The organism is Gordonia sp. VNK1 (assembly GCF_040049135.1).
GTDB lineage: Bacteria > Actinomycetota > Actinomycetes > Mycobacteriales > Mycobacteriaceae > Gordonia > Gordonia oleivorans.
The window spans coordinates 85,048-105,876 of the sequence record NZ_JBDZDJ010000022.1; the positions used below are offsets into that span (position 1 = coordinate 85,048).

Below are 20,829 nucleotides of genomic sequence, written 5' to 3' on the forward strand. Positions count from 1 at the left end.
CGAAGTCTATCCGCAGACGGTGTGCCCCAACGCGAGGTTCACCTCGAGGACGTTGACGCGCGGCTGCCCGAGGTATCCCCATTGCCTGCCCTCGGTGTAGCGGTCGACGATCTCGCGCACCTGCGCCTCGGAGCGATCACTGTTGCGGGCGATCCGCGGGATCTGCAGCGCCGCATACTCGGGGCTGATGTGCGGATCGAGTCCGGAACCGGATCCGGTGACCGCATCCACCGGAACCTGCTCGGGGGCAACATCTTCGCGCTGCGCGATCACAGTGCGTCGGGCCTCGATGTTGCGCGCCAGCGTCTCGCTGTTGGGTCCCTGGTTGGATGCCGCCGACGCCGACGGGTCACCGGTGGCCATCGGGTCATCGGCCGAACCCAGCACGCGGGCATGTAGATACGAATCCGGTTGTCCCGCAGGCACCTGCGGGTCGACACCGATCAGCGTCGAACCCGCCGGACATCCACGCGCGTCGGTGACCTGCGATCCCTCGGCCGACGACGAGTCGATCCGCGAGGCCGCCCACACGACCGCCGGATACCCCACGCCCAGGATTGCGGTGAGCGCGGCCAGGATCAGCACCGCGGCACTACATTGCCGGGCGAACCCGGTGATGATTGTCTTCATGTTCCTTACCCCATTCCCGGGATGAAACGCACGACGAGGTCGATCAGCCAGATCCCCACGAACGGGGTGATCACACCGCCGACGCCGTACACGAGCAGATTGCGTCCGAGCAGCCGCGACGCCGAACTGGGCCGGTACCGGACTCCCCGCAACGACAGCGGGATGAGCGCCACGATGATCAACGCGTTGAACACGACCGCGGAGACGATGGCCGACTGCGCCGAATGCAACCGCATGATGTTGAGCGAGTCGAGTTGCGGATAGATGCCGACGAACAGTGCAGGCAGGATCGCGAAGTACTTGGCGAGGTCATTGGCCAGCGAGAACGTCGTCAACGCCCCACGGGTGATGAGCAGTTGCTTGCCGACGGCCACCACCTCGATGAGCTTGGTCGGGTCGGAATCGAGGTCGACCATGTTGCCGGCCTCCTTGGCCGCCGACGTCCCGGTGTTCATCGCGACCCCCACATCCGCCTGTGCCAGCGCCGGTGCGTCGTTGGTGCCGTCGCCGGTCATCGCGACGAGCCGCCCACCGGCCTGCTCGGACCGGATCAGCGCCAGCTTGTTCTCCGGGGTCGCCTCCGCGACGAAGTCGTCGACGCCGGCCTCGGCGGCGATGGCCTGCGCCGTCAGCGGATTGTCGCCGGTCACCATCACCGTGCGGATACCCATCGCCCGCAACTGCGCAAACCGCTGCGCCATACCGGGTTTGACCACGTCGGAGAGCTGGATGACACCCAGCACGCGCGGTTCGCAGTCGGCGGCACGCTGTGCGACCACCAACGGAGTGGCCCCCGCGCTGGACACCGACGTCACCGTCGCCGACACCTCCGGCGCCACCGCGCCACCGTGCTCGGCCACCCAGCGCGTCACCGCGTCGGCGGCACCCTTGCGGTACTCGACGATGCCGCCACCGTCGTCGGCCGGCAGATGAAGATCGATTCCGCTCATCCGTGTCTCCGCGGTGAACGGCACGACCTCGAAGCTCGGATGGTCGCGACGCCGCCCGGCCGCGATGGTCCCCGCGTCCAAGGTGTCCACCCCGTACACGCCGACACACAGTTCGACGATGCTGCGTCCCTCCGGGGTGTCGTCGGCGATGCTGCAGCGGTAGGCGACCTCGGCGAGCTCCGGTGTCGAGACACCGGGTGCCGCATGCAGTTCGGTGGCGCGCCGATTGCCGTAGGTGATGGTGCCGGTCTTGTCCAGCAGCAGGGTGTCGATGTCACCGGCGGCCTCCACCGCCCGGCCGGACATGGCCAGGACGTTGCGCTGCACGAGCCGATCCATGCCGGCGATGCCGATCGAACTGAGCAGTGCCCCGATGGTTGTCGGAATCAGGCAGACCAGCAGCGCGATCAGCTTGACCGGGTCGGGCGACTGCCCGGCGTACTGCTGCATGGGACCGACGGCGACGACGGCGAGCAGGAAGATGATGGTGAGGCTTGCCAGCAGGATGTCCAGGGCGATCTCGTTGGGCGTCTTCTTACGTGCGGCGCCCTCGACCAGCGAGATCATCCGGTCGACGAAGGTCTGTCCGGGTTCGGCGGTGATCTCCACGACGATACGGTCCGACAGCACGACGGTACCGCCGGTCACGGCACAACGGTCACCTCCGGATTCCCGCACCACCGGAGCAGATTCGCCGGTGATGGCCGACTCATCCACCGTCGCAATACCCTCGACGACGTCGCCGTCACCGGCGATGACCTCACCGGCCTCGACGACGATGCGGTCACCGACACGCAGGGCGCTGCCGGCCACCGTGTCGATCGCACCGCTGGTTGAGATTCGGCGCGCCATGGTGTCCTGCTTCACCTTTCGCAGGCTGTCGGCCTGCGCGCGACCGCGGCCTTCGGCGACGGCCTCGGCGAGATTGGCGAACAGGACGGTGAACCACAGCCACGCGGTGATCAGCCAGGCGAACCACGACGGCTGCCAGATCGCGAGCAGCGTGGTCACGATCGACCCCAGATAGACCACGAACATCACCGGATTACGTGCCTGCGCACGAGGATTCAGCTTCCGCGCCGCCTGCGGCAACGAGGTGATCAGCGACCGGGCGTCAAACGCACCCTGCGTCACCAACCCCGGCTCGTCCGGGCCGTCCCCGACGGGAGGTGATATCTCGGAATCGAGAGTCTTGTCGGTCAGATCAACGCTCACAGGAGTGCCTCCGCGATGGGTCCCAGCGCCATGGCCGGGAAGAAGGTGAGTCCGGCGACGAGCAACGTCGTGCCGAGCAACAGCGCACCGAACAGCACGCCGTGGGTGGGCAGGGTCGACGCGTTCTTCTCCACCGCAACCCTTTCCGCGACAGCAACGCCGCCGCCGCCCCCCGTCGACTGGGCGCTCTTTTCCGTCGACTGGGCGCTCTTTTCCGTCGAGTGGGCACCCTTTTCCGTCGAGTGGGCGCCCTTTTCCGTCGAGTGGGCACCCATTCCCGTCGAGTGGGCGCCCTTTTCCGTCGACTGGGCGACCCGCCCCTTCTGTCCGGCGAACAATCCGGCGAGAGCGAGGACGAACACGATGGGCAGGAAACGACCCAGCAGCATCGCGAGTCCGAGCGAGGTCTGGAACCAGTCGCTGGTCACCGTCAATCCGCCGAAGGCACTGCCGTTGTTGTTCGCGGCCGAGGCGTAGGCGTAGAGCACCTCGCTGAACCCGTGGATGGACCCCGGCGATCCGGGATCCCCACCGTTGCCCTGGGCGTCGAGTGTCGCTCCCATGACGACGCTGATACCCGTGCCGGTCAACACCAGGGCCGGCATGACGAGGATGTACAACGCGGCCATCGTGATCTCGTTCTGCCCGACCTTCTTTCCGAGGAACTCCGGCGAACGCCCGACCAGCAATCCGCCGACGAACACGGTGATGACCGAGAGGATCAGCAAGCCGTAGAGGCCCGAACCGACACCGCCGGGCGCGACCTCGCCGAGCAGCATGTTCCAGATGAGGGCACCTCCGCCACCGGCGGAGAAGCTGTCGTGGGCGCCATCGACGGCGCCGGTGGAGGTTCCCGTCGTCGACACCGCGAACAGTGCCGAGGCCGGTATCCCGAATCGTTGTTCCTTGCCTTCCATCATCGCGCCGGCCAGGTTCGCGGCCACACCATTCGGGTGCGTCTCGAACCACCACACGACGGCGAGCATCCCCGCCCAGATGGAGCCCATGACGGCCACCAGGGTCAGGCCCTGACGACGATCACCGACCAGCGTTCCGTAGGTCCGGGTCAGACACACCGGGATGAGCAGAAGCGCAATGATCTCAACGACATTGGACAACGGTGTCGGATTCTCGAAGGGATGCGCGGAGTTCGCCGACAGGCTTCCACCGCCATTGGTGCCGAGTTCCTTGATCGCCTCCTGAGAAGCGAACGGCCCGACCAGGCTGCGCGACGATTCGCCGCCGAACACCGAGAACCCGAATCCGCTGTGCAACGACTGCACGACGCCCTGGGTCAACAGGATGAATGCGACAATCACCGCCAGCGGCAACAGGATTCGCAGATTTCCGCGCACCAGATCGACCCAGAAGTTGCCGATCTGCCCGGTTCCCCGCCGGTTCACCAACCCGCGGATCAACGCCACCGCGACGGCCATCCCGACCGCGGCGGAGACGAAGTTCTGCACCGCCAGGCCGAGCATCTGCGTCAGATTGCTCATCACCACCTCCGGCGAGTACGACTGCCAGTTGGTGTTGGTGACAAAGGAGATCGCGGTGTTGAACGCGATCGACGGGTCGACGCCGGGTTTACCGTCCGACCATGGCAGCACTGTCTGCAGACGCTGCAGCAGGTACAGGAAGAGGAACGAGATCAGCGAAAAGGCCAGCACCGCAAGGGTGTAGCCCTTCCATGTCTGCGACTGACGCGGGTCGACGCGGGCGATCCGGTACATACCACGCTCGACGGCGAGGTCCCGATCGGATCGGTAGACGCGTGCCATGTAGTCGCCCAGCGGAATGTAGGCGGCCGCCAGGACGAGGACGACGGTGGCCACCTGTGCCACCGCAGCTGCAGTTGGGTTCACGGCCGATCAGAACCTTTCCGGGAAGATCAGGGCGCACAGCAGGTACACCACGACCATCGCCGACAGCGCCAGCAGGACAACCGTCTCGACGCCGTCCGCGGTCATCGACGTGTCCTGGTGTCGACGCCCTGGACCACCAGGACGCACAGGGCGAAGCCCACCACCGCGGCGAGCACATACAGGCCATCGGCCATGACGCAAACTCCTCACAGACATTCCTCACGCGACCCGGTGGGATCACGCACCCAGCGATGATGCGGCCGCGCGCCGCGCGTCGGAAGACCTCTTAACGAGATCCATACGCGATCCGACGACTTGTTGACGCCCCTTTCGCGGGCGCCTCCGCGGGCACCTGCGCCCGTCAAGAAGTCGTCAAGAATTCGGTTGCCGGCGTTGAGATCTGGTCAGGAACACGCCGGGGTGGCCGAAGCCGGACTACTCCGGATGACATGAGTGAGATCGAGTGCCGCCGACCCGTCGTCGCGGGCGACGCGGTCTGGGGATACGTGCAGGTCGGATACGCCCGTCAGTGGGTTCGGCATCGCCTGGTGATCTATCCGCCCGGGACCAGTCCGGAGCAACTGCGATGGTTGCGGTTGTGGCGGTGGGTGCCCGCGGTGGTGGCGCTGGCGCTGATCGCCGGCATCTGCGCGGCAGCCAAGTCCGGTGTGCATGCCGCGATCGGGGTGGCCGTCGGCGCCGCGGTGGCGGTGGCCGTCGTGGTTCCGATTCAACGACGCACGGCGACCTGCCGGCATCGCATGTGCATCCTCGAATCGTGGTCGGGGCCGGGACAGGGTCTGGAGGACCTGGTCACGCGACGCATCATCGAGAAGGCTGCCGGCGAGCTACGCACCGCCGATCGCGAGGTGGCCGCCGGGCGGATGACGCCGGTCGACCACGAGGCGATCTGGGCACGGTGCCACGAGCAGATCGCCACTGCCCGGCACCGGGTGACGGCGAAGGTCTGATTCCCCTGGCCCGCGCGGCGCTGGTTCGTCAGCCGGCGGCCGGCGTGATTCGCACACCGATCGTGCCGTCCTTGCCGCGTCGCAGCAGGCTGGCCTTGATCGTGAGCCACCCGAGAATTCCGTACTTGCCGGAGATGAGTGCGCGGGCCCTCTCGGTGCCCGCGGCATCGAGGACCTCGGCGGTGCCGTTCACCGGTTGACCGATCAGTTTCCGGCCACGCGCATCGCATCCCTGCACGATCACACTCGGGTTGTTGCGGATGCGTTTGACCTTCCACGAGTCGGTCACCGTCCACATGTAGAGATTGTCTCCGTCGGAGGCTGCCCACAGTGGTGACGCCACGGCGTTGCCGTTCTTGCGGAACGTCGTGAGCTGCACATACTTCGCATCGGTCGCGGCATCGAAGGGTGGGGTCGGATCGCCTGGCGTCACGACGACCAGCCTACTGACCCGCGGACTGCACCATCGCCGGTTGCGCCGACCCACCTTCGTTATCAATCCGTGATCATCGTTGCTATCGCGTCGCGGTTTCGTGCTGAACAGTAATCCGCCCGGTGTCGGCGCCTAGCGTCGTAGACACCGGGTCAGCCTCCCAGTCGGCATCACGCCACTGCAGCGGCAACACCGACCAGCCGCTCACGAGGGAGACCGACTCATGCGAACCCAACTCGATGACATCGACATCCTCCTCACCCGGACCGCCGGCGGCGATCACGCGGCGTTCGCCGACCTCTATGACCTCACCAGTTCCCGGGTGTACGGCATGGTGCTGCGCGTCCTACGCGACCCGGGCCACAGCGAGGAGGTCACCCAGGAGGTGTACCTCGCGGTCTGGCGGTCGTCCGCGTCGTTCGACGCCGAGCAGGGATCGGCGATCAGCTGGCTGATGACCCTGGCCCATCGTCGGGCGGTGGACCGGGTGCGTTCGGAGGCCGCGTCCAAGCGGCGCACCCTCACCTACGGCACCACCGAGCACGCCGACCGAGCCGACCGCGACGTCGTCATCGAGTTGTCCGAGCGCAGGGAACTCGCTCGCACGATCCGTTCGGTCCTCGGCCTGCTCACTCCCCTGCAGCGGGAGGCCATCGAGTTGGCGTACTTCCAGGGCCTCACCTACCGCGAGGTCGCCGACCACCTCGGCGTCGCCCTACCGACGGTGAAATCACGAATCCGCCAGGGCCTCAAGCGGCTTGCACCGCAGGTCACCGATCTCGCTGCGTGATCAGAACGGGCAACCCGACGACTTCCTGGTCGCCTTCTCCGTCGTTGCCTTTCGGGCCGATTTCCGGCTCGTCAGGCGTGCGATGGTCCGCAGGCCACCGCCGTCCTTGACGGGCAGGTCGGAGACGCGCAGCTTGCCCAGGACGGGGACGTCGAGGCGGCGCCGGATCCGGTAGTCGATCATGTACGACCAGACGAGTCCCAGCGCCAGGTAGCGTCCCCCGAGCTGATCGAACGTTCGCATCCGGCGCAGGGTGCGATCGAACTTCTTCTGAGCGCCTTCCGACCACTCCCAGCCCATCAGTTCGCGGAACTCGGGCGGGAGATTTCCCTTGGTCATGAACTCGAAGTGATTGCCCAGGATCGCCGGGAACGCCTTGCCCACGGGTCCCCACGCCTCCAGGACGAACTCGAGGTTCGACAGCGTCTCGAAGTCCTGACGCACCGCCGGCGCGATAGAGAGGTTCGGCACCACGGTGTCCCAGTACTCGGTGAACTCCGCCCAGCTCTGCGGCCATTGCGACGGCCGCACATTGACACCGGTGGCCAGCGGTTCGGCGGCGCGCGTCAGCACGTCGAGATCGGCCTCGGGCAGCTCGCCGTAAAGCAGCTGGTATTGATCGAGGTAGAAGCGGAACAGGCAGGCGGCCACCCACAGTTGCAGTTCGGGGCTGTTGCCGCTGTACCGCACCGGGCTCTCCGGAGTCGACACCACCGGCGTGTGCATCTCGACGATGTGCTTACGCAGGTCGTCCTTTTCCTCCTGGGTGCCCAGCAGCGCGACGGACAGGTAGGTGCCGGTGGTGCGCGAGCGCTTCATCGGATATCGCCGCGGACTGCCCGATGCGACTCGACTCTCGTTGACTCCGTGGCCGACGGGAGGCAACGACAGTTGCATGATGATGTTGGCCACGCCACTGGTCAGACCGACAACCGTGATGAGCTCCACCATGGTGGTCGGATGCCGACGGCCGTGCGGCAGCGGCAGATACGGGCGTTTGGGCGTGTGAACGTGTCCCCGTGCCGCACGAACAACCGGAGCCATCGTATGCGTCGCCATCTTGCGACCCCCTTTTCTGATAACGATCGTTTCCAGATCGAATCTAGGCCCGCTCTGTGACGTGGTCAACACCTCGTGGCCAAACCGGGACCATAGGCCCGGCCGAAACGAGATGATCGCTTCGCCCCGCTACGGCCGCGGGTGAGCCGCGATCGCGGCCGCGACCGTCGGCCTGATCACGCACTCATGGGCGTGATCGTTGACGAAGCCGGCGGCCTGCATGAGCGCGAACATCGTCGTCGGCCCGACGAACCGCCAGCCGCGCTTCTTCAGATCCGTCGACAGGGCCGTGGACTCGGGCGAGGTGGTCATCGACCCCGGCTCGTGATCGTCACCGGGCGCGTACTCCCAGAAGAACGCCTCCAGTGATCCGCGCTCGTCGATGAGCCCTTCGGCGTGGCGGGCATTGTTGATGGCCGCCTCGATCTTGCCGCGGTGCCGGATGATGCCGGCATCACCCAGCAGGCGCGCGACATCGGCGTCGGTGAACCGCGCCACCGTGGGAATGTCGAAGCCACTGAACGCTTTTCGGAAGTTCTCCCGTTTGTTCAGGATGGTGCGCCAACTCAGCCCCGACTGGAAACCCTCGAGACAGACCCGTTCGAACAGGGCGGTGTCACCCGAGAGCGGGAATCCCCACTCGGTGTCGTGATAGGTCGTCTCGGGTTCGACCGCCGCCCATACACACCGCGCCCTGCCGTCATCGCCGACGATCACATCCGTCATCGCTACCTCCCTCGGATTGGCCACGACGTTACCCACCGGCACCGACAGTCCCGGTCCGCCGCCGGCCGAGCCCGACCATCCCCACCCCGATCCACCCCGACGACCCCCACCGCCGGTCGAGCCCGACACCCCACCGCCGATCCACCCGATGCCCCCACCGCCGGTCGAGCCCGACGAAGCGAAGCTGAGGAGGCGTCGAGACCAGGTGACACGACAACGACAACCGACCCCGGCCCAACCGCCCCGATCACCACCACTCCACCCGTCGCGGCGTTATCATTTTTTCCCGAAGGGATACGACATGAAGCACTCACTTTCCCGCGCCGTGGCCGTCGCCGGCGCCGTACTCGCGATCAGCATCGGCGCTGCGCCCACCGCGTCCGCTTACCCTGTCGGCCCCAATCACATCGAGGGACCGTGCAAGGGCGTACGGCCCTCGCAGTGCCCGATGCAGCCGTCACCGGATGGCCTCACCTGGTCGTTCCACGGTGATGCGTGGAATTACGACAAGACCGGCCGATTCGTGTGCATGTCGAGCACGTTTTATTGCGCACCGCTGATGGTGGTGGTGCGGGCGCTGCCGCCGGTCAACATCGGCGGGATCATCCATCCCGGCTGACATCCTCGGCCGTTCGGCACCAGAAAAGAACTGAGCCGCAAGGCCCCCTGTCGGGAAACCTTGCGGCTCAGTCACATTGCTCAGATCAGCCGAGCACCAGGCCTTCGCCGTCGGCGGAGACGTTCACCGGCACGACGTCGCCGTCGCGGATGTCGCCGGCCAGCAGTGCCTTGGCGAGCTGGTCGCCGATGGCCTGCTGCACGAGCCGCCGCAGCGGACGTGCGCCGTAGAGCGGATCGAATCCCCGCTCCGCCAGCCATTCCTTGGCCTTGGGCGTGACCTCGAGTTCGAGGCGACGCTGGGCCAGCCGCTTCTGCAGTTGTGCCAGCTGGATGTCGACGATGGACACCAGTTCCTCCGGGCTGAGAGCCTGGAAGATCACCACGTCGTCGAGTCGGTTGATGAACTCCGGCTTGAAGGCCGCGCGCACCGCCGCCATCACCTGCTCCTCGTTGCCACCGGAACCGAGGTTCGAGGTGAGGATGAGGATGGTGTTGCGGAAGTCCACGGTACGGCCCTGGCCGTCGGTCAGGCGTCCCTCGTCGAGAACCTGCAGCAGTATGTCGAAGACGTCCGGGTGGGCCTTTTCGACCTCGTCGAAGAGCACCACCGTGTACGGGCGACGACGCACCGCCTCGGTCAGCTGACCGCCCTGCTCGTAGCCGACGTACCCCGGAGGGGCACCGACAAGCCGTGCGACGGCGTGCTTTTCGCCGTACTCACTCATGTCGATACGCACCATCGCGCGTTCGTCGTCGAACAGGAACTCCGCCAATGCCTTGGCGAGCTCGGTCTTGCCGACACCGGTCGGCCCGAGGAACAGGAACGATCCGAGTGGCCGGTTGGGATCGGCGACACCGGCACGGGCTCGCCGTACCGCGTCCGACACCGCGACCACGGCGTCGGTCTGGCCGATGACCCGGTGACCCAGTTCCTCTTCCATCCGAAGCAGTTTCGCAGTCTCGCCCTCCAGCATCTTGCCGGCGGGGATACCCGTCCACGCCGACACGACCTGTGCGACGTCGTCGGGTCCGACCTCCTCCTGCAACATCACGTCACCGTCGGGATCGGTGCCGCTCTTCTCGATCGCGGCCTCGAGTTCCTTCTCCAGACCGGGGATCTTGCCGTAGCGCAGCTCGGCGGCCCGTCCCAGATCACCGTCACGCTCGGCGCGATCGGCTTCTCCGCGAAGGCGTTCCAGCTCTTCCTTGGTGTCGCGGACCGCGTCGATGGCGGTCTTCTCCGACTGCCAGCGAGCGGAGAGCTCGTTGAGCTTCTCCTTCTGGTCGGCCAGCTCCTGACGCAGCTTGTCCAGCCGCGCCTTCGACGCCTCGTCGTGCTCCTTTTGCAGCGCAACCTCTTCCACCTCGAGACGGCGGACGATGCGTTCGACCTCGTCAATCTCGACGGGGCGCGAATCGATCTCCATCCGCAACCGCGACGCGGCCTCGTCGACCAGGTCGATGGCCTTGTCCGGCAGGAACCGCGAGGTGATGTAGCGGTCGGAAAGCGTTGCGGCAGCGACCAATGCGGAATCGGTGATGCGCACACCGTGGTGCACCTCGTACCGTTCCTTGAGGCCACGCAGGATACCGATGGCATCTTCGACGCTGGGCTCACCGACGTACACCTGCTGGAAGCGACGCTCGAGAGCGGCATCCTTCTCGATGTACTGGCGGTACTCCTCCAGCGTGGTGGCACCGACCAGTCGCAGCTCGCCACGGGCCAGCATCGGCTTGATCATGTTGCCGGCGTCCATCGCGGAATCGCCGGTGGCACCAGCACCCACGATGGTGTGCAGCTCGTCGATGAAGGTGATGACCTGTCCAGCCGATCCCTTGATCTCGTCGAGGACGGCCTTGAGACGTTCCTCGAATTCGCCGCGGTACTTGGCACCGGCGACCATCGAGCCGAGGTCCAGCGAGATGACGGTCTTGTTGCGCAACGACTCCGGGACGTCGCCCTCGACGATCCGCTGGGCGAGCCCTTCGACGATGGCGGTCTTGCCGACGCCGGGCTCACCGATGAGGACCGGGTTGTTCTTGGTACGACGGGAGAGCACCTGCACGACGCGACGGATCTCGGAGTCACGGCCGATCACCGGATCGAGCTTGCCCTCACGGGCGGCCTTGGTGAGGTCGGTCGAGTACTTCTCGAGCGCCTGATAGGTCGACTCGGGATCCTCGGAGGTCACGCGGGCATTCCCGCGGACGGCAACAAACGCCTCGCGCAACGCCTGCGGCGTCGCACCGACGTTGTGAAGCAGCTTGGCGACATCGGAATCACCGGTCGCCAGACCGACGACGAGGTGCTCGGTGGAGACGTACTCATCGTTCAATTCTGTTGCGAGTTGCTGCGCGGCACTGACGGCCGCGATCGACTCGCGGGAAAGCTGGGGCTGCGCGCTCGCGCTCGACACCGTCGGCGCGCGGTCAACCATGGCCTGGGCCTGCGTACGAACCGCCGATGGGTCCACTCCCACCGCCTTGAGCAGGGGCGAAGCGATTCCGTCGGACTGATCGAGCAGAGCAACCAGGATATGGGCAGGCCGCACGTCAGGATTGCCGGCAGCGGCCGCCGCAGCCACCGCAGCGCTGAGCGCCTGCTGTGTCTTGGTGGTGGGGGTGAAGCTGTCCACTTCGTGTGCACCTTTCTCTACATTATTAAGTCGGTACGGCTCAAGTATGGCCGTTCGGTGGTGTCAACGCGAGTAGAGTTGAGTCCATTCCGCTCAAGTATTCTCGTGATTGTGATGGTGATCACATTACCGTTGCTGCCGCGCGCGGTCCGTTTCTGGACTGGCGGACGCTTTTCCTGGATCGGCGGCTCGATAGTCTCTTGCCATGGCACGGCAGACCGCGGGAGCGCTGCGGGGAATCACCCTGCAGCAGTTGCGCTACTTCGTGGAGGTGGCAGCGGAGGGATCGATCAGTGCCGCGGCCGACGTGCTGTATGTGGCGCAGCCAACCATGTCCGCGGCGCTCAAGGACCTTGAAGGTCGGCTGGGACGTACGCTCTTCGTCCGTTCGACGCGGGGAGTGACTCTCACCGACGATGGAGCGGAGTTCCTCGGGTACGCGCGGCAGGTCGTCGAGCAATCAGAACTTCTGGAACAGAAGTACCTGGGGCGCGGCCCCTCACGTCGACTCCTGGCCGTATCGACTCAGCACTACTCATTCGTCGTAGATGCATTCGCGCGCATGGTGAAAGCCTCTGAAGCCGCCGAGTATGCGTTCAGTCTTCGCGAGACCCGCACGTGGGACATCATCGAGGATGTTCGTACGCTGCGGAGCGAGGTCGGTGTGCTCTACCGCAACGACTTCAACGCAAGCGTGATCAACAAGCTGATCCGCGAAGCCGGGCTCGTCTTCACGCCGCTGTTCTTCGCGTCACCGCACATCTTCATCGCCCGTACGAACCCCCTCGCAGGGAGAGAGAGCGTGACGCTGAAGGACCTCGAGGACCTGCCCCGGCTCACGTTCGACCAGGGCGTGAACAACTCGTTCTACCTCGCCGAGGAGATTCTCTCGACGCGATCGTCGAAGCAAGAGATCCGCGTGAGCGATCGAGCAACCATTTTCAACCTGATGATCGGCCTCGGCGGTTACACCATCTCGACGGGCATCATCTCTGACGATCTGGATCCGTCGATCGTCGCCGTTGCGCTCGACGTGGACGAACGCATCGAGATCGGGTGGATCGGCCATGCCTCGGTCTCGTTGACCGCTCAGGCGCAGCGTTTCGTGGCGGAGATGCGCGATGTCGTCTCGGAGTTCGGAGTCGATCTGCTGACATAGCCAATGCCTATGCCTGGCGATCGAAAGAAGGAATTAGGCTATCGCGGCCGGTCTCCATACACTGACTTTCGCGCCGCTTCGGACTACTGACTCCCAGGTGTCGTCGGGTCCGTTCGATTGACCCTCGACCATCGCGAGCTCGATTTCGAAGCGCTATGAAACTCAAGCAGAGAACCGCGCGACGACGCGCACGTGGAATCACTCCTGCGCAGTGATAGGGGCATCAGAGCATGAGAAATGAATGTGTCTTCAGCATCGGCACGACGCGCTTCGACGAGGACTACACCCCGTCGAGCAACTCGCGCGGCACGACGAACTTCGCGAATCTCGCACGCGGAGAAGACCGTCAGCAGAACCTGCGCAACGCGGTGTCGATGATGAACACCCGTGTCAACGAGCTCCTCCATTGGGACAATCCGCGTGGTGACCGCTACGAACTCGAACTCGACATCGTCTCGGTGGATCTGCATCTCACGACAGTCGGGGACGACGCCGCCTTCCCGGTGATCGAAGTGCTCGACGTCGACATCCTCGACACCACCACGGGCGCCCGCACCGAAGGGATCGTCGGGAACAACTTTTCCTCCTACATCCGTGACTACGATTTCAGCGTCCGGCTCCCGGGACACCAGGCGACAGGAATCCCCAACGACTTCGGCGATCTGCACGGTCAGGTCTTTCAACGTTTCCTGGAATCCGACGAGTACCGCGACCGGTTCTCACAGGCGCCGGTCATCTGCATCAGTGTCTCGACGTCGCGGACCTACACCAGGCTCACCAATCGCCACCCGATCCTCGGCGTGGAGTACGAGGCGGACGCGCTGTCGCTCACCGATGAGTACTTCGGGAAGATGGGCCTCACGGTGCGCTACTTCATGCCTCCGGGCTCCGCGGCTCCGTTGGCCTTCTACCACCGCGGCGATCTACTCAACGACTACTCGTTCATCGCGCTCGCGGGAACGGTCGCGACGATGGAGACGTTCCAGAAGATCTATCGTCCCGAGATCTACAACGCGAACACTGCGGCGTCGGAGGTGTACCGGCCGAGTCTCGACAACGGCAACTACTCGCTTCCGCTGGTGACCTACGACCGTGTCGAGCGCACTCAGCTCGCCACCACACAGGGAAAGTTCACCGAAGTGAGTCTCATGCAGCCGTACGGCCATGTCCTGGAGCGTTGGGCCACCAAGCAACCGGCCTGACCACGCGAGACCGTAAGGAACGAGAGATGGACACACTCCTGCCCGCCACGATCGTCGGCAGTCTGCCCAAGCCCTCGTGGCTCTCGGAGCCCGAGAAGCTTTGGTCGCCATGGAAGTTGCACGACGACGAACTGCGCGATGGAAAACTCGACGCCCAGACGCTCGCCGCGCACGAGCAGAGCCGTGCCGGGCTCGACATCATCAGCGATGGCGAGCAGACGCGTCAGCATTTCGTGACCACGTTCATCGAGCACCTCAGTGGCGTCGACTTCGAACGGCGCGAGACCGTGCGAATCCGTGACCGCTACGACGCGAGCGTCCCGACGGTCGTCGGCGCGGTGAGTCGCGAAAAGCCGGTGTTCGCAGCGGATGCGGCGCATCTTCGAGCAGCGACCGATCAGCCGATCAAATGGGCGCTGCCCGGCCCGATGACAATGGTCGATACGCTCTACGACGCCCACTACAAGAGTCGCGAAAAGCTGGCGTGGGAATTCGCAACCATCTTGAACCAAGAAGCGAAGGACCTGGAAGCAGCCGGTGTCGACGTCATCCAGATCGACGAGCCCGCATTCAACGTGTTCTTCGACGAACTGAAGGACTGGGGCGTCGCGGCGCTCGAGCGCGTGACCGACGGGTTGAGTTGCCAGACCGCCGTACACATCTGTTACGGCTACGGCATCAAGGCCAACACCGATTGGAAGGCGACGCTGGGAGCCGAGTGGCGCCAGTACGAAGAGTCATTCCCCCTCCTACAACGGTCATCGATCGACATCGTGTCGCTGGAGAGTCACAAATCGCGAGTACCTGTCGAGGTCATCGAACTGCTTCGCGGCAAGACGGTCATGCTGGGCGCGATCGACGTCGCCGACGACACCATCGAGACGCCGGAGGAAGTCGCGGCGACACTGCGCAGCGCACTCCCCTACGTCGACAAAGACAAGCTCTGGGCCAGCGGGAACTGCGGGATGGCACCGCTCGCCCGACGTGTCGCACGGGACAAGATGGTCGCGCTCGCCCAGGGAGCCGAACTTCTGCGCGCAGAACTCTCCTAGCCGGCCCGGAGGTTCACCGTGCGGCGGGTCCGACACGACCGGGGTGTTCGGACGCTACGGCGATCCGGTGAGCGCGGCCTGGTCAGATGGCGTCGCACCTCCACGCAGCCAGACTGGACGAATATGACTATTCAGACTAGTCCGACCGGTGTACTGTGAGCCCATGAAGACCGTCAGCAGCACCGAGGCCAAGGCGCGTCTCAACGCGCTCCTCGCCGAGGTCGAGCGGACCGGCGAACCGGTCACGATTACCAACCATGGGCGTGCGGTGGCCGTGGTCTCCCCCACCGCTGCACGGCCTCGCGCGTTCGGCCAGTTTCCCGGACTCGTGATTCCCGACGATTTCGATGCCCCGTTGCCCGAAGCCGAGTTGGACATCTGGGAGGGGTCCGCTTCGTGACCGCGGTCCTGCTCGACACCAACGCATTCCTGTGGTTGCTGCAGAACCCTGACCGCCTCGGGAGTCACGCGCTCGAAGTGCTCGAGAATCCGGCCCATGAACTGTATGTCTCTGCGGCGTCGGCGTGGGAGATCGCCATCAAGACCCGACTGGGTCGACTCGATGCCGGACCAGTCCTGTCGACCTGGACTGCCACGCTGGACGCCATGGCCGCAAGCGATCTTGCCATCGACTCTGCCGACGCGGTGATCGCCGGGCAACTCAACTGGGAGCACCGAGATCCCTTCGACCGCATGATCGTTGCCCAAGCGACCCGGCGTGGCCTGACCATCGCGACCAGTGACAAGATCGTCCAGGACGTGACCCTCACACCGGTCATCGACACCCGGCGATGACACAGAGGCGCGTGCGCCTCGACTCCGCCGACGTACGGTGAAACCATGCGCCTGAAAACCCTCATCGCCACCGGAGCGTCCACCGCCGCTGCTGCCGTCGTCGGGAGCGTGGCATCGAAATCCGCTGTGGAGAACTGGTATCCGACGCTGAGCAAGCCGCCTTTCACTCCACCTCCGGTCGTGTTCCCGCTGGCCTGGACGACGCTCTACGCCGACATCGCACTCACTTCGGCCGCCACCCTGGACCGTCTGCACGACGACGCCCGCGACGACGAAGCGCGCCAGTTCGCCGTGGCGCTCGGCACGAACCTTGCACTCAACGCCGGCTGGAGCTGGCTGTTCTTCGGCGCTCACAAGCTCGGACCGGCCGCGCTGGCCGCCGGGTTGCTGACCGCGAGCAGCGCCGACCTCACCCGGCGGACCGCGCAGACTGACAGCACCGCGGGGGTAGCGCTGGCCGCGTATCCGGCGTGGTGCGCATTCGCCACACTGCTGTCGACGGAGATCTGGCGTCGCAACCGCTGACGGCCACCTCCTCGGGCCGGTTTTCGCAGAGCCCCGGTGGCCGCGACCGTAGTAGCTTGGTACCAAGATCACGTAGGTAGGTACCGCATGGCCATGAACATCAAGAACGACCACACGCACTCTGTGGTGAAGGAGATCGTCCAGCTGACGGGCGAATCGCAGGAGACAGCGGTACTACGCGCGGTCGAGGAACGACTACGCAAACTCAAGGCCGCCGATGCCGTCGAGACGACCCTCCGAGAAGGCGCAGAACTAGGGCACCTGCTGGGACTCGACCCCGGCGACGACCCCACTGCGACCCTGTACGACGACTCCGGGATGCCGGCGTGATCGTGGTCGATACCTCCGCCATCATCGCCATCATCGCCGCTGAGCCCGATGCTCGTGATTACGCAGAAGTCCTCGCTGATCACCAGCCGCTGATGTCGGTCCCCACGTACCTCGAATGCTGCATCGTCGTTGATACGAAGAAGATCCCGGAGGCCGGTCGGAGACTCGATCGCATCCTCGATGTGAACGGTGTCGATGTGGTGGACACCGACAAGACACAGGGCGACATTGCCCGCCAGGCATTCCGGGACTTCGGTAAGGGGATGGGTCATCCTGCCCAGCTGAACTTCGGGGACTGCTTCTCTTACGCGCTGGCCATCCAGCGCAACCTTCCGCTCCTCTGGAAGGGAAACGACTTCATCCACACCGGGATAAGGTCCGCCCTTATCGAGTTCCGCAACAACCGGGACGCGTAATCGCGGGCCTCGCGGCCGCGCACACCGACGTTTGAGCGGATCGAGAGCCCCAAACCGATTGTGGCGCCATCACTCACGTCGGCCCGCCATCCGTCGTCATGATCGTCTCGAGCATCGTTCTGCCGGCGACCCCTCATCACCTATGCTCGATGAATGGCGACCATTGGTGCACAAGACTTTTCCGTCGATGTATCCGGTTTGCGCATCAGCGGTGACCGGTGGCTCGGTGAGCGGTCCGCCGATCACCCCTCGCCCATCGTTCTGTTACACGGGGGCGGGCAGACCCGGCATTCGTGGGATCGCAGCGCAGCCGCGCTCGCGCAGCGGGGGTACGAGGTCTACAGCCTTGACCTGCGTGGACACGGTGACAGTGACTGGGCTCCCGACAAGGACTATGCGATCGGCGCATTCGTCGGTGACCTGGTCGGGTTCGTCAAGACGCTCGATGCACCCCCGATTCTGGTGGGCGCCTCACTCGGTGGCATCACCAGTCTGTGCACGGTCGGCGAGAATCCCGGAATCGCCACGGCGCTGGTGCTGGTGGATGTCGTGGTCGATATCGAGCCGGCCGGCGTCGATCGGATCAAGAAGTTCATGACCGACCACGTCGGCGGGTTCGCCACGCTCGACGAGGTCGCCGACGCGATCGCCGCCTACAACCCGGAACGCAAGCGGCCCCGCAACCTCGACGGCCTCCGCAAGAACGTGCGGCAACACGACGACGGCCGCTGGTACTGGCATTGGGACCCCGAGTTCATCGTGTCCGACGACGACGAACCGCGCCGTCACACCGACCCGGCACGTCTGAGTGCCGCCGCGCGTCGGGTCACGGTACCGACGTTGATCGTGCGCGGCGGCAAGTCGGACGTGGTCAGCGATGCGGGTATCGCCAGCATGCGCGCCCTGGTACCGCACGCCGAGGTCGCCGACGTCAGCGCGGCGGGCCACATGGTCGCCGGCGACGACAACCAGGTGTTCGCCTCGGCCATCGAGTCGTTCCTCGATCGGCACAAACTCTGACCCAGCGGCTTCTGAAGGAACAAATTTCACCGCCGTCGTCGACGACGTGCGACGCGAGACGACGGACAGGACCCCCACCGGCACAGACGGAGGCGACTTCGGCCCAACACGTCTCGAAACACTGCTCGGAACAAACGGCCCTGCCATGCTCTGCACATGCACCGCCAGACCCACGGCCCATCGCTCGCGACGGAGTCCGCTCGGACACGACCGTTCAGCCGTCGCCAGGTCGTCGCCGGTGGCCTGACCGCGGGTGTCGCCGCGGCCATGGCGCCGGTGGGACCGGCGCAGGCGAGCCCGATCGGCAGGCCGAACATTCTCGTCCTGGTGAGCGAGGACTGTGGAGCCCAGCATCTCGCCGTCTACGGCGGACGCGCACACACCCCACGATCGACGCGCTTGCCGCCAGCGGCATTCGGTGGGCCAACGCCTTCTCCGCCGCCCCGGTCTGCGCACCATCCCGGTTCGCAATGATCACCGGTGTCGCGCCGGAGCGGTGCGCGCCCGCCAACCACATGCGCGCCGACGGCGATCTTCCCACCGAACTCCACGGCGCGGGGTGGACCCAATACCTGCGCGACGCCGGGTACTACTGCACCAACAACGCCAAGGAGGACTACAACGCCGCCGGCCTTGATCTCGATCGCACCTGGGATGAGTCGTCCCCCCAGGCACATTGGCGCAACCGGCCCGCAGGCGCACCGTTCTACGCGGTCTTCAACCCGACGATGACCCACGAGTTGTCGATGGCGTTCCTGACACCGTCGCCACCCCCGGGCATCTCGGCGCCCTACCTCCACGAACTCGCCGGAATCCACGCCGTGGCACCGACTCCCATCGTCGGTGGACCGACACGGCCCGACGATGTCCGCATTCCCGACTACTACCCGGACACCCCGACCACACGCAACGATGCGGCCACCTATCTGAATCAGATCACTCAGATGGACTCCGAACTCGCCTTCCAGCTACGCGAACTCGAGGAGGCCGGCCTCGCCGACGACACCATCGTCCTGTACTTCAGCGATCACGGCGGGGTCCTTCCCCGGTCCAAACGGTTCTGCTACGACAGCGGACTCAAGATCCCGCTCATCGCGCGATTCGGACGGAATGTCGCCCACCTGGCACCCGGAAACCCCGGTTCGACCATCGACGACACCGTATGCGTCAGCACCGATCTCGCACCGACCGTCCTCTCACTCACGGGCATCGCGTTGCCCGAATGGATGGACGGCGACCCTTTCTGCGGGCCGGAGCTCGCCGTCTCCCAGTACGCCTTCGGCATGCGCAACCGGATGGACGAACGCTACGACTTCGTCCGAACGGTGCGCGACAAGCGATTTCGCTACATCCGCAACTACATGCCGGACGTCCCCAACGGCCAGCACGTGCAATTCATGTGGCTGCAGGCCGGGTACCGGGAATGGGCCTCGCTCAATCAGCACGGGACACTACCCGAACGTCACGCGCGGTTCTGGACGAGCCGACCGGCCGAGGAACTCTACGACATCCGCGACGATCCCGACGAGGTGACCAATCTCGCCGCGCGTCCCGCGCACGCGGAAGTCCCTGCACGACTGCGTGATGCGCTCGACGCACACATGCTCGAGATCAACGACAACGGCTTCATACCGGAGAGCGCATCGATCGAGGGATACGTCAACAGCAGATCGACGCAGGCCTACCCACTCGCCGAGATCGCGCACCTCGCCGGCCTCGCCATCACCCGGAACCCGATGAATCTGACCGTCTTTCACCAGATTCTCCGTCATCCCAACGCGGTGATGCGCTATTGGGCGGCAAGCGGATTCCGGCTGCTCGGCACGCACGGTGCGCGGGTCGCCGGCGACCTTCGCGACGCGTTCGCCGCGGAGACCTCGGCGCATGTCTCCCTCATGCTCGCCGAAGTACTGGTCATGGTGGTCAATGATCGCCGGGCCCTGCAGCACCTCGCCGACGCGATGGCCCGCCACCCGGACGGATGGATTCGTCTGCAGGCCGCCAATGCGCTGGACCGCCTCGGTGATCGCGCCCGCCCGGTGTCCGACACCCTCCGTCGGGTATCACTCGGAGTCGTTGGAGCCGAGCCGATCTCACTCACGCGCACCGCGGCGACCCATACGTTGCACGCACTCGAGGGATGGTCCGCGGCGATCCCCTGACCGGGCGAATCCGACCGGCGCACTCCTGTTCTCCACAGGTCCCATGTGGCCATCGACAGTTGCGCCACACACGTGTACCATGGAACACATATTCGAGATCCAGCGGGGGTGGGATGTTCGAGACGACCGACGACATCCGTCGAGCACTGACCTCACTCGTCGAGATGACCTCGGCGGCAACCGAAGCCGACGCCATCGACCGCCTCACCGTCCTCGAGGAACTGAAATCCGCGGCCACCGCCGCGCAGGTCCGTGAAACCGCCCGCCTCGAC

Annotated in this window: 21 protein-coding genes; 13 read left to right on the forward strand and 8 right to left on the reverse strand. The window is 65.3% G+C overall.

What is annotated here, in order from left to right:
* Positions 1–6: 6 nt before the first annotated feature.
* From ABLE94_RS21515 to ABLE94_RS21530, 4 genes are read right to left on the reverse strand one after another with little or no spacing between them, the layout of a single operon-like run.
* Positions 7–630 carry a potassium-transporting ATPase subunit C gene (locus tag ABLE94_RS21515; protein ID WP_348809795.1) on the reverse strand — a complete coding sequence of 208 codons (624 nt, stop codon included), beginning with the start codon at positions 628–630 and terminating at the stop codon, positions 7–9.
* Between the two features lie 5 nt (positions 631–635).
* Positions 636–2,795 carry a potassium-transporting ATPase subunit KdpB gene (gene kdpB / locus ABLE94_RS21520; RefSeq protein WP_425476257.1) on the reverse strand — a complete coding sequence of 720 codons (2,160 nt, stop codon included), beginning with the start codon at positions 2,793–2,795 and terminating at the stop codon, positions 636–638.
* On the reverse strand, positions 2,792–4,660 hold the full coding sequence (gene kdpA, locus ABLE94_RS21525; RefSeq protein ID WP_348807057.1) for a potassium-transporting ATPase subunit KdpA: 1,869 nt from the start codon (positions 4,658–4,660) through the stop codon (positions 2,792–2,794). The genes kdpB and kdpA overlap by 4 nt, the downstream gene beginning before the upstream one ends.
* Before the next feature lie 6 nt (positions 4,661–4,666).
* A complete protein-coding gene (locus ABLE94_RS21530; RefSeq protein ID WP_348807056.1) occupies positions 4,667–4,765 on the reverse strand; it encodes a potassium-transporting ATPase subunit F in 99 nt (32 codons plus the stop codon).
* Between the two features lie 344 nt (positions 4,766–5,109).
* Here ABLE94_RS21530 and ABLE94_RS21535 point away from each other — a divergent pair, with 344 nt between their 5' ends.
* Entirely contained in the window at positions 5,110–5,631 is a 522-nt protein-coding gene (locus ABLE94_RS21535; RefSeq protein WP_348807055.1) for a DUF6611 family protein, read from the forward strand.
* A gap of 28 nt (positions 5,632–5,659) precedes the next feature.
* Here the strand turns inward: ABLE94_RS21535 and ABLE94_RS21540 are convergent, their stop codons facing one another.
* Positions 5,660–6,064 (reverse strand): PPOX class F420-dependent oxidoreductase, encoded by a 405-nt coding sequence (locus ABLE94_RS21540; protein ID WP_348807054.1) that lies wholly within the window; start codon positions 6,062–6,064, stop codon positions 5,660–5,662.
* Between the two features lie 223 nt (positions 6,065–6,287).
* On the opposite strand from ABLE94_RS21540, the gene sigK reads away from it, so the two are divergent.
* Positions 6,288–6,854, forward strand: coding sequence for an ECF RNA polymerase sigma factor SigK (gene sigK / locus ABLE94_RS21545; protein ID WP_348807053.1), 567 nt, complete (start codon positions 6,288–6,290; stop codon positions 6,852–6,854).
* On the opposite strand, the gene ABLE94_RS21550 is transcribed toward sigK, so the two are convergent.
* The gene (locus tag ABLE94_RS21550) at positions 6,855–7,913 is read right to left on the reverse strand and encodes an oxygenase MpaB family protein (protein WP_348807052.1); all 1,059 of its coding nucleotides are present in this window, start codon (positions 7,911–7,913) and stop codon (positions 6,855–6,857) included.
* A 129-nt stretch (positions 7,914–8,042) separates the two neighbouring features.
* Positions 8,043–8,639, reverse strand: coding sequence for a DNA-3-methyladenine glycosylase I (locus tag ABLE94_RS21555; protein WP_348807051.1), 597 nt, complete (start codon positions 8,637–8,639; stop codon positions 8,043–8,045).
* Positions 8,640–8,940: 301 nt separating this feature from the next.
* On the opposite strand from ABLE94_RS21555, the gene ABLE94_RS21560 reads away from it, so the two are divergent.
* Complete coding sequence (locus tag ABLE94_RS21560; protein ID WP_348807050.1) at positions 8,941–9,258, forward strand: hypothetical protein; 318 nt, start codon at positions 8,941–8,943, stop codon at positions 9,256–9,258.
* Positions 9,259–9,343: 85 nt separating this feature from the next.
* Here ABLE94_RS21560 and clpB read toward each other — a convergent pair whose 3' ends face one another.
* Positions 9,344–11,896: an ATP-dependent chaperone ClpB gene (gene clpB / locus ABLE94_RS21565; RefSeq protein WP_348809796.1), complete on the reverse strand. Its 2,553-nt coding sequence runs from the start codon at positions 11,894–11,896 to the stop codon at positions 9,344–9,346.
* Between the two features lie 205 nt (positions 11,897–12,101).
* Here clpB and ABLE94_RS21570 point away from each other — a divergent pair, with 205 nt between their 5' ends.
* The 10 genes from ABLE94_RS21570 to ABLE94_RS21615 all read left to right on the forward strand — a co-directional run bounded on the left by ABLE94_RS21570 (position 12,102) and on the right by ABLE94_RS21615 (position 20,557).
* Positions 12,102–13,055, forward strand: coding sequence for a LysR family transcriptional regulator (locus tag ABLE94_RS21570; protein ID WP_348809797.1), 954 nt, complete (start codon positions 12,102–12,104; stop codon positions 13,053–13,055).
* Positions 13,056–13,285: 230 nt separating this feature from the next.
* On the forward strand, positions 13,286–14,257 hold the full coding sequence (locus tag ABLE94_RS21575; RefSeq protein WP_348807306.1) for a putative oxygenase MesX: 972 nt from the start codon (positions 13,286–13,288) through the stop codon (positions 14,255–14,257).
* A gap of 26 nt (positions 14,258–14,283) precedes the next feature.
* Positions 14,284–15,309, forward strand: coding sequence for a methionine synthase (locus tag ABLE94_RS21580; RefSeq protein WP_348809798.1), 1,026 nt, complete (start codon positions 14,284–14,286; stop codon positions 15,307–15,309).
* 163 nt (positions 15,310–15,472) lie between these two features.
* The gene (locus ABLE94_RS21585) at positions 15,473–15,709 is read left to right on the forward strand and encodes a type II toxin-antitoxin system Phd/YefM family antitoxin (RefSeq protein WP_348807308.1); all 237 of its coding nucleotides are present in this window, start codon (positions 15,473–15,475) and stop codon (positions 15,707–15,709) included.
* On the forward strand, positions 15,706–16,104 hold the full coding sequence (locus tag ABLE94_RS21590; RefSeq protein WP_348807309.1) for a type II toxin-antitoxin system VapC family toxin: 399 nt from the start codon (positions 15,706–15,708) through the stop codon (positions 16,102–16,104). The genes ABLE94_RS21585 and ABLE94_RS21590 overlap by 4 nt, the downstream gene beginning before the upstream one ends.
* Positions 16,105–16,149: 45 nt before the next feature.
* Positions 16,150–16,629 (forward strand): TspO/MBR family protein, encoded by a 480-nt coding sequence (locus ABLE94_RS21595; protein ID WP_348807310.1) that lies wholly within the window; start codon positions 16,150–16,152, stop codon positions 16,627–16,629.
* A 93-nt stretch (positions 16,630–16,722) separates the two neighbouring features.
* A complete protein-coding gene (locus tag ABLE94_RS21600) occupies positions 16,723–16,959 on the forward strand; it encodes a type II toxin-antitoxin system VapB family antitoxin (protein WP_348807311.1) in 237 nt (78 codons plus the stop codon).
* Positions 16,956–17,375 (forward strand): type II toxin-antitoxin system VapC family toxin, encoded by a 420-nt coding sequence (locus ABLE94_RS21605; protein WP_348809799.1) that lies wholly within the window; start codon positions 16,956–16,958, stop codon positions 17,373–17,375. Before ABLE94_RS21600 ends, ABLE94_RS21605 begins: the two co-directional genes overlap by 4 nt.
* A 153-nt stretch (positions 17,376–17,528) precedes the next feature.
* Entirely contained in the window at positions 17,529–18,395 is an 867-nt protein-coding gene (locus tag ABLE94_RS21610) for an alpha/beta fold hydrolase (protein ID WP_348807313.1), read from the forward strand.
* A 338-nt stretch (positions 18,396–18,733) separates the two neighbouring features.
* Positions 18,734–20,557 carry a sulfatase-like hydrolase/transferase gene (locus tag ABLE94_RS21615; protein ID WP_348809806.1) on the forward strand — a complete coding sequence of 608 codons (1,824 nt, stop codon included), beginning with the start codon at positions 18,734–18,736 and terminating at the stop codon, positions 20,555–20,557.
* Positions 20,558–20,829: the final 272 nt, after the last annotated feature.

Bases quoted from the DNA above. Each gene is read 5' to 3' on its own strand.
- ABLE94_RS21515 (WP_348809795.1), bottom strand. From the start codon at position 630: ATGAAGACAATCATCACCGGGTTCGCCCGGCAATGTAGTGCCGCGGTG.
- ABLE94_RS21530 (WP_348807056.1), bottom strand. From the start codon at position 4,765: ATGACCGCGGACGGCGTCGAGACGGTTGTCCTGCTGGCGCTGTCGGCG.
- ABLE94_RS21535 (WP_348807055.1), top strand. From the start codon at position 5,110: ATGAGTGAGATCGAGTGCCGCCGACCCGTCGTCGCGGGCGACGCGGTC.
- sigK (WP_348807053.1), top strand. From the start codon at position 6,288: ATGCGAACCCAACTCGATGACATCGACATCCTCCTCACCCGGACCGCC.
- ABLE94_RS21550 (WP_348807052.1), bottom strand. From the start codon at position 7,913: ATGGCGACGCATACGATGGCTCCGGTTGTTCGTGCGGCACGGGGACAC.
- ABLE94_RS21555 (WP_348807051.1), bottom strand. From the start codon at position 8,639: ATGACGGATGTGATCGTCGGCGATGACGGCAGGGCGCGGTGTGTATGG.
- ABLE94_RS21560 (WP_348807050.1), top strand. From the start codon at position 8,941: ATGAAGCACTCACTTTCCCGCGCCGTGGCCGTCGCCGGCGCCGTACTC.
- ABLE94_RS21570 (WP_348809797.1), top strand. From the start codon at position 12,102: ATGGCACGGCAGACCGCGGGAGCGCTGCGGGGAATCACCCTGCAGCAG.
- ABLE94_RS21575 (WP_348807306.1), top strand. From the start codon at position 13,286: ATGAGAAATGAATGTGTCTTCAGCATCGGCACGACGCGCTTCGACGAG.
- ABLE94_RS21580 (WP_348809798.1), top strand. From the start codon at position 14,284: ATGGACACACTCCTGCCCGCCACGATCGTCGGCAGTCTGCCCAAGCCC.
- ABLE94_RS21585 (WP_348807308.1), top strand. From the start codon at position 15,473: ATGAAGACCGTCAGCAGCACCGAGGCCAAGGCGCGTCTCAACGCGCTC.
- ABLE94_RS21595 (WP_348807310.1), top strand. From the start codon at position 16,150: ATGCGCCTGAAAACCCTCATCGCCACCGGAGCGTCCACCGCCGCTGCT.
- ABLE94_RS21600 (WP_348807311.1), top strand. From the start codon at position 16,723: ATGAACATCAAGAACGACCACACGCACTCTGTGGTGAAGGAGATCGTC.
- ABLE94_RS21610 (WP_348807313.1), top strand. From the start codon at position 17,529: ATGGCGACCATTGGTGCACAAGACTTTTCCGTCGATGTATCCGGTTTG.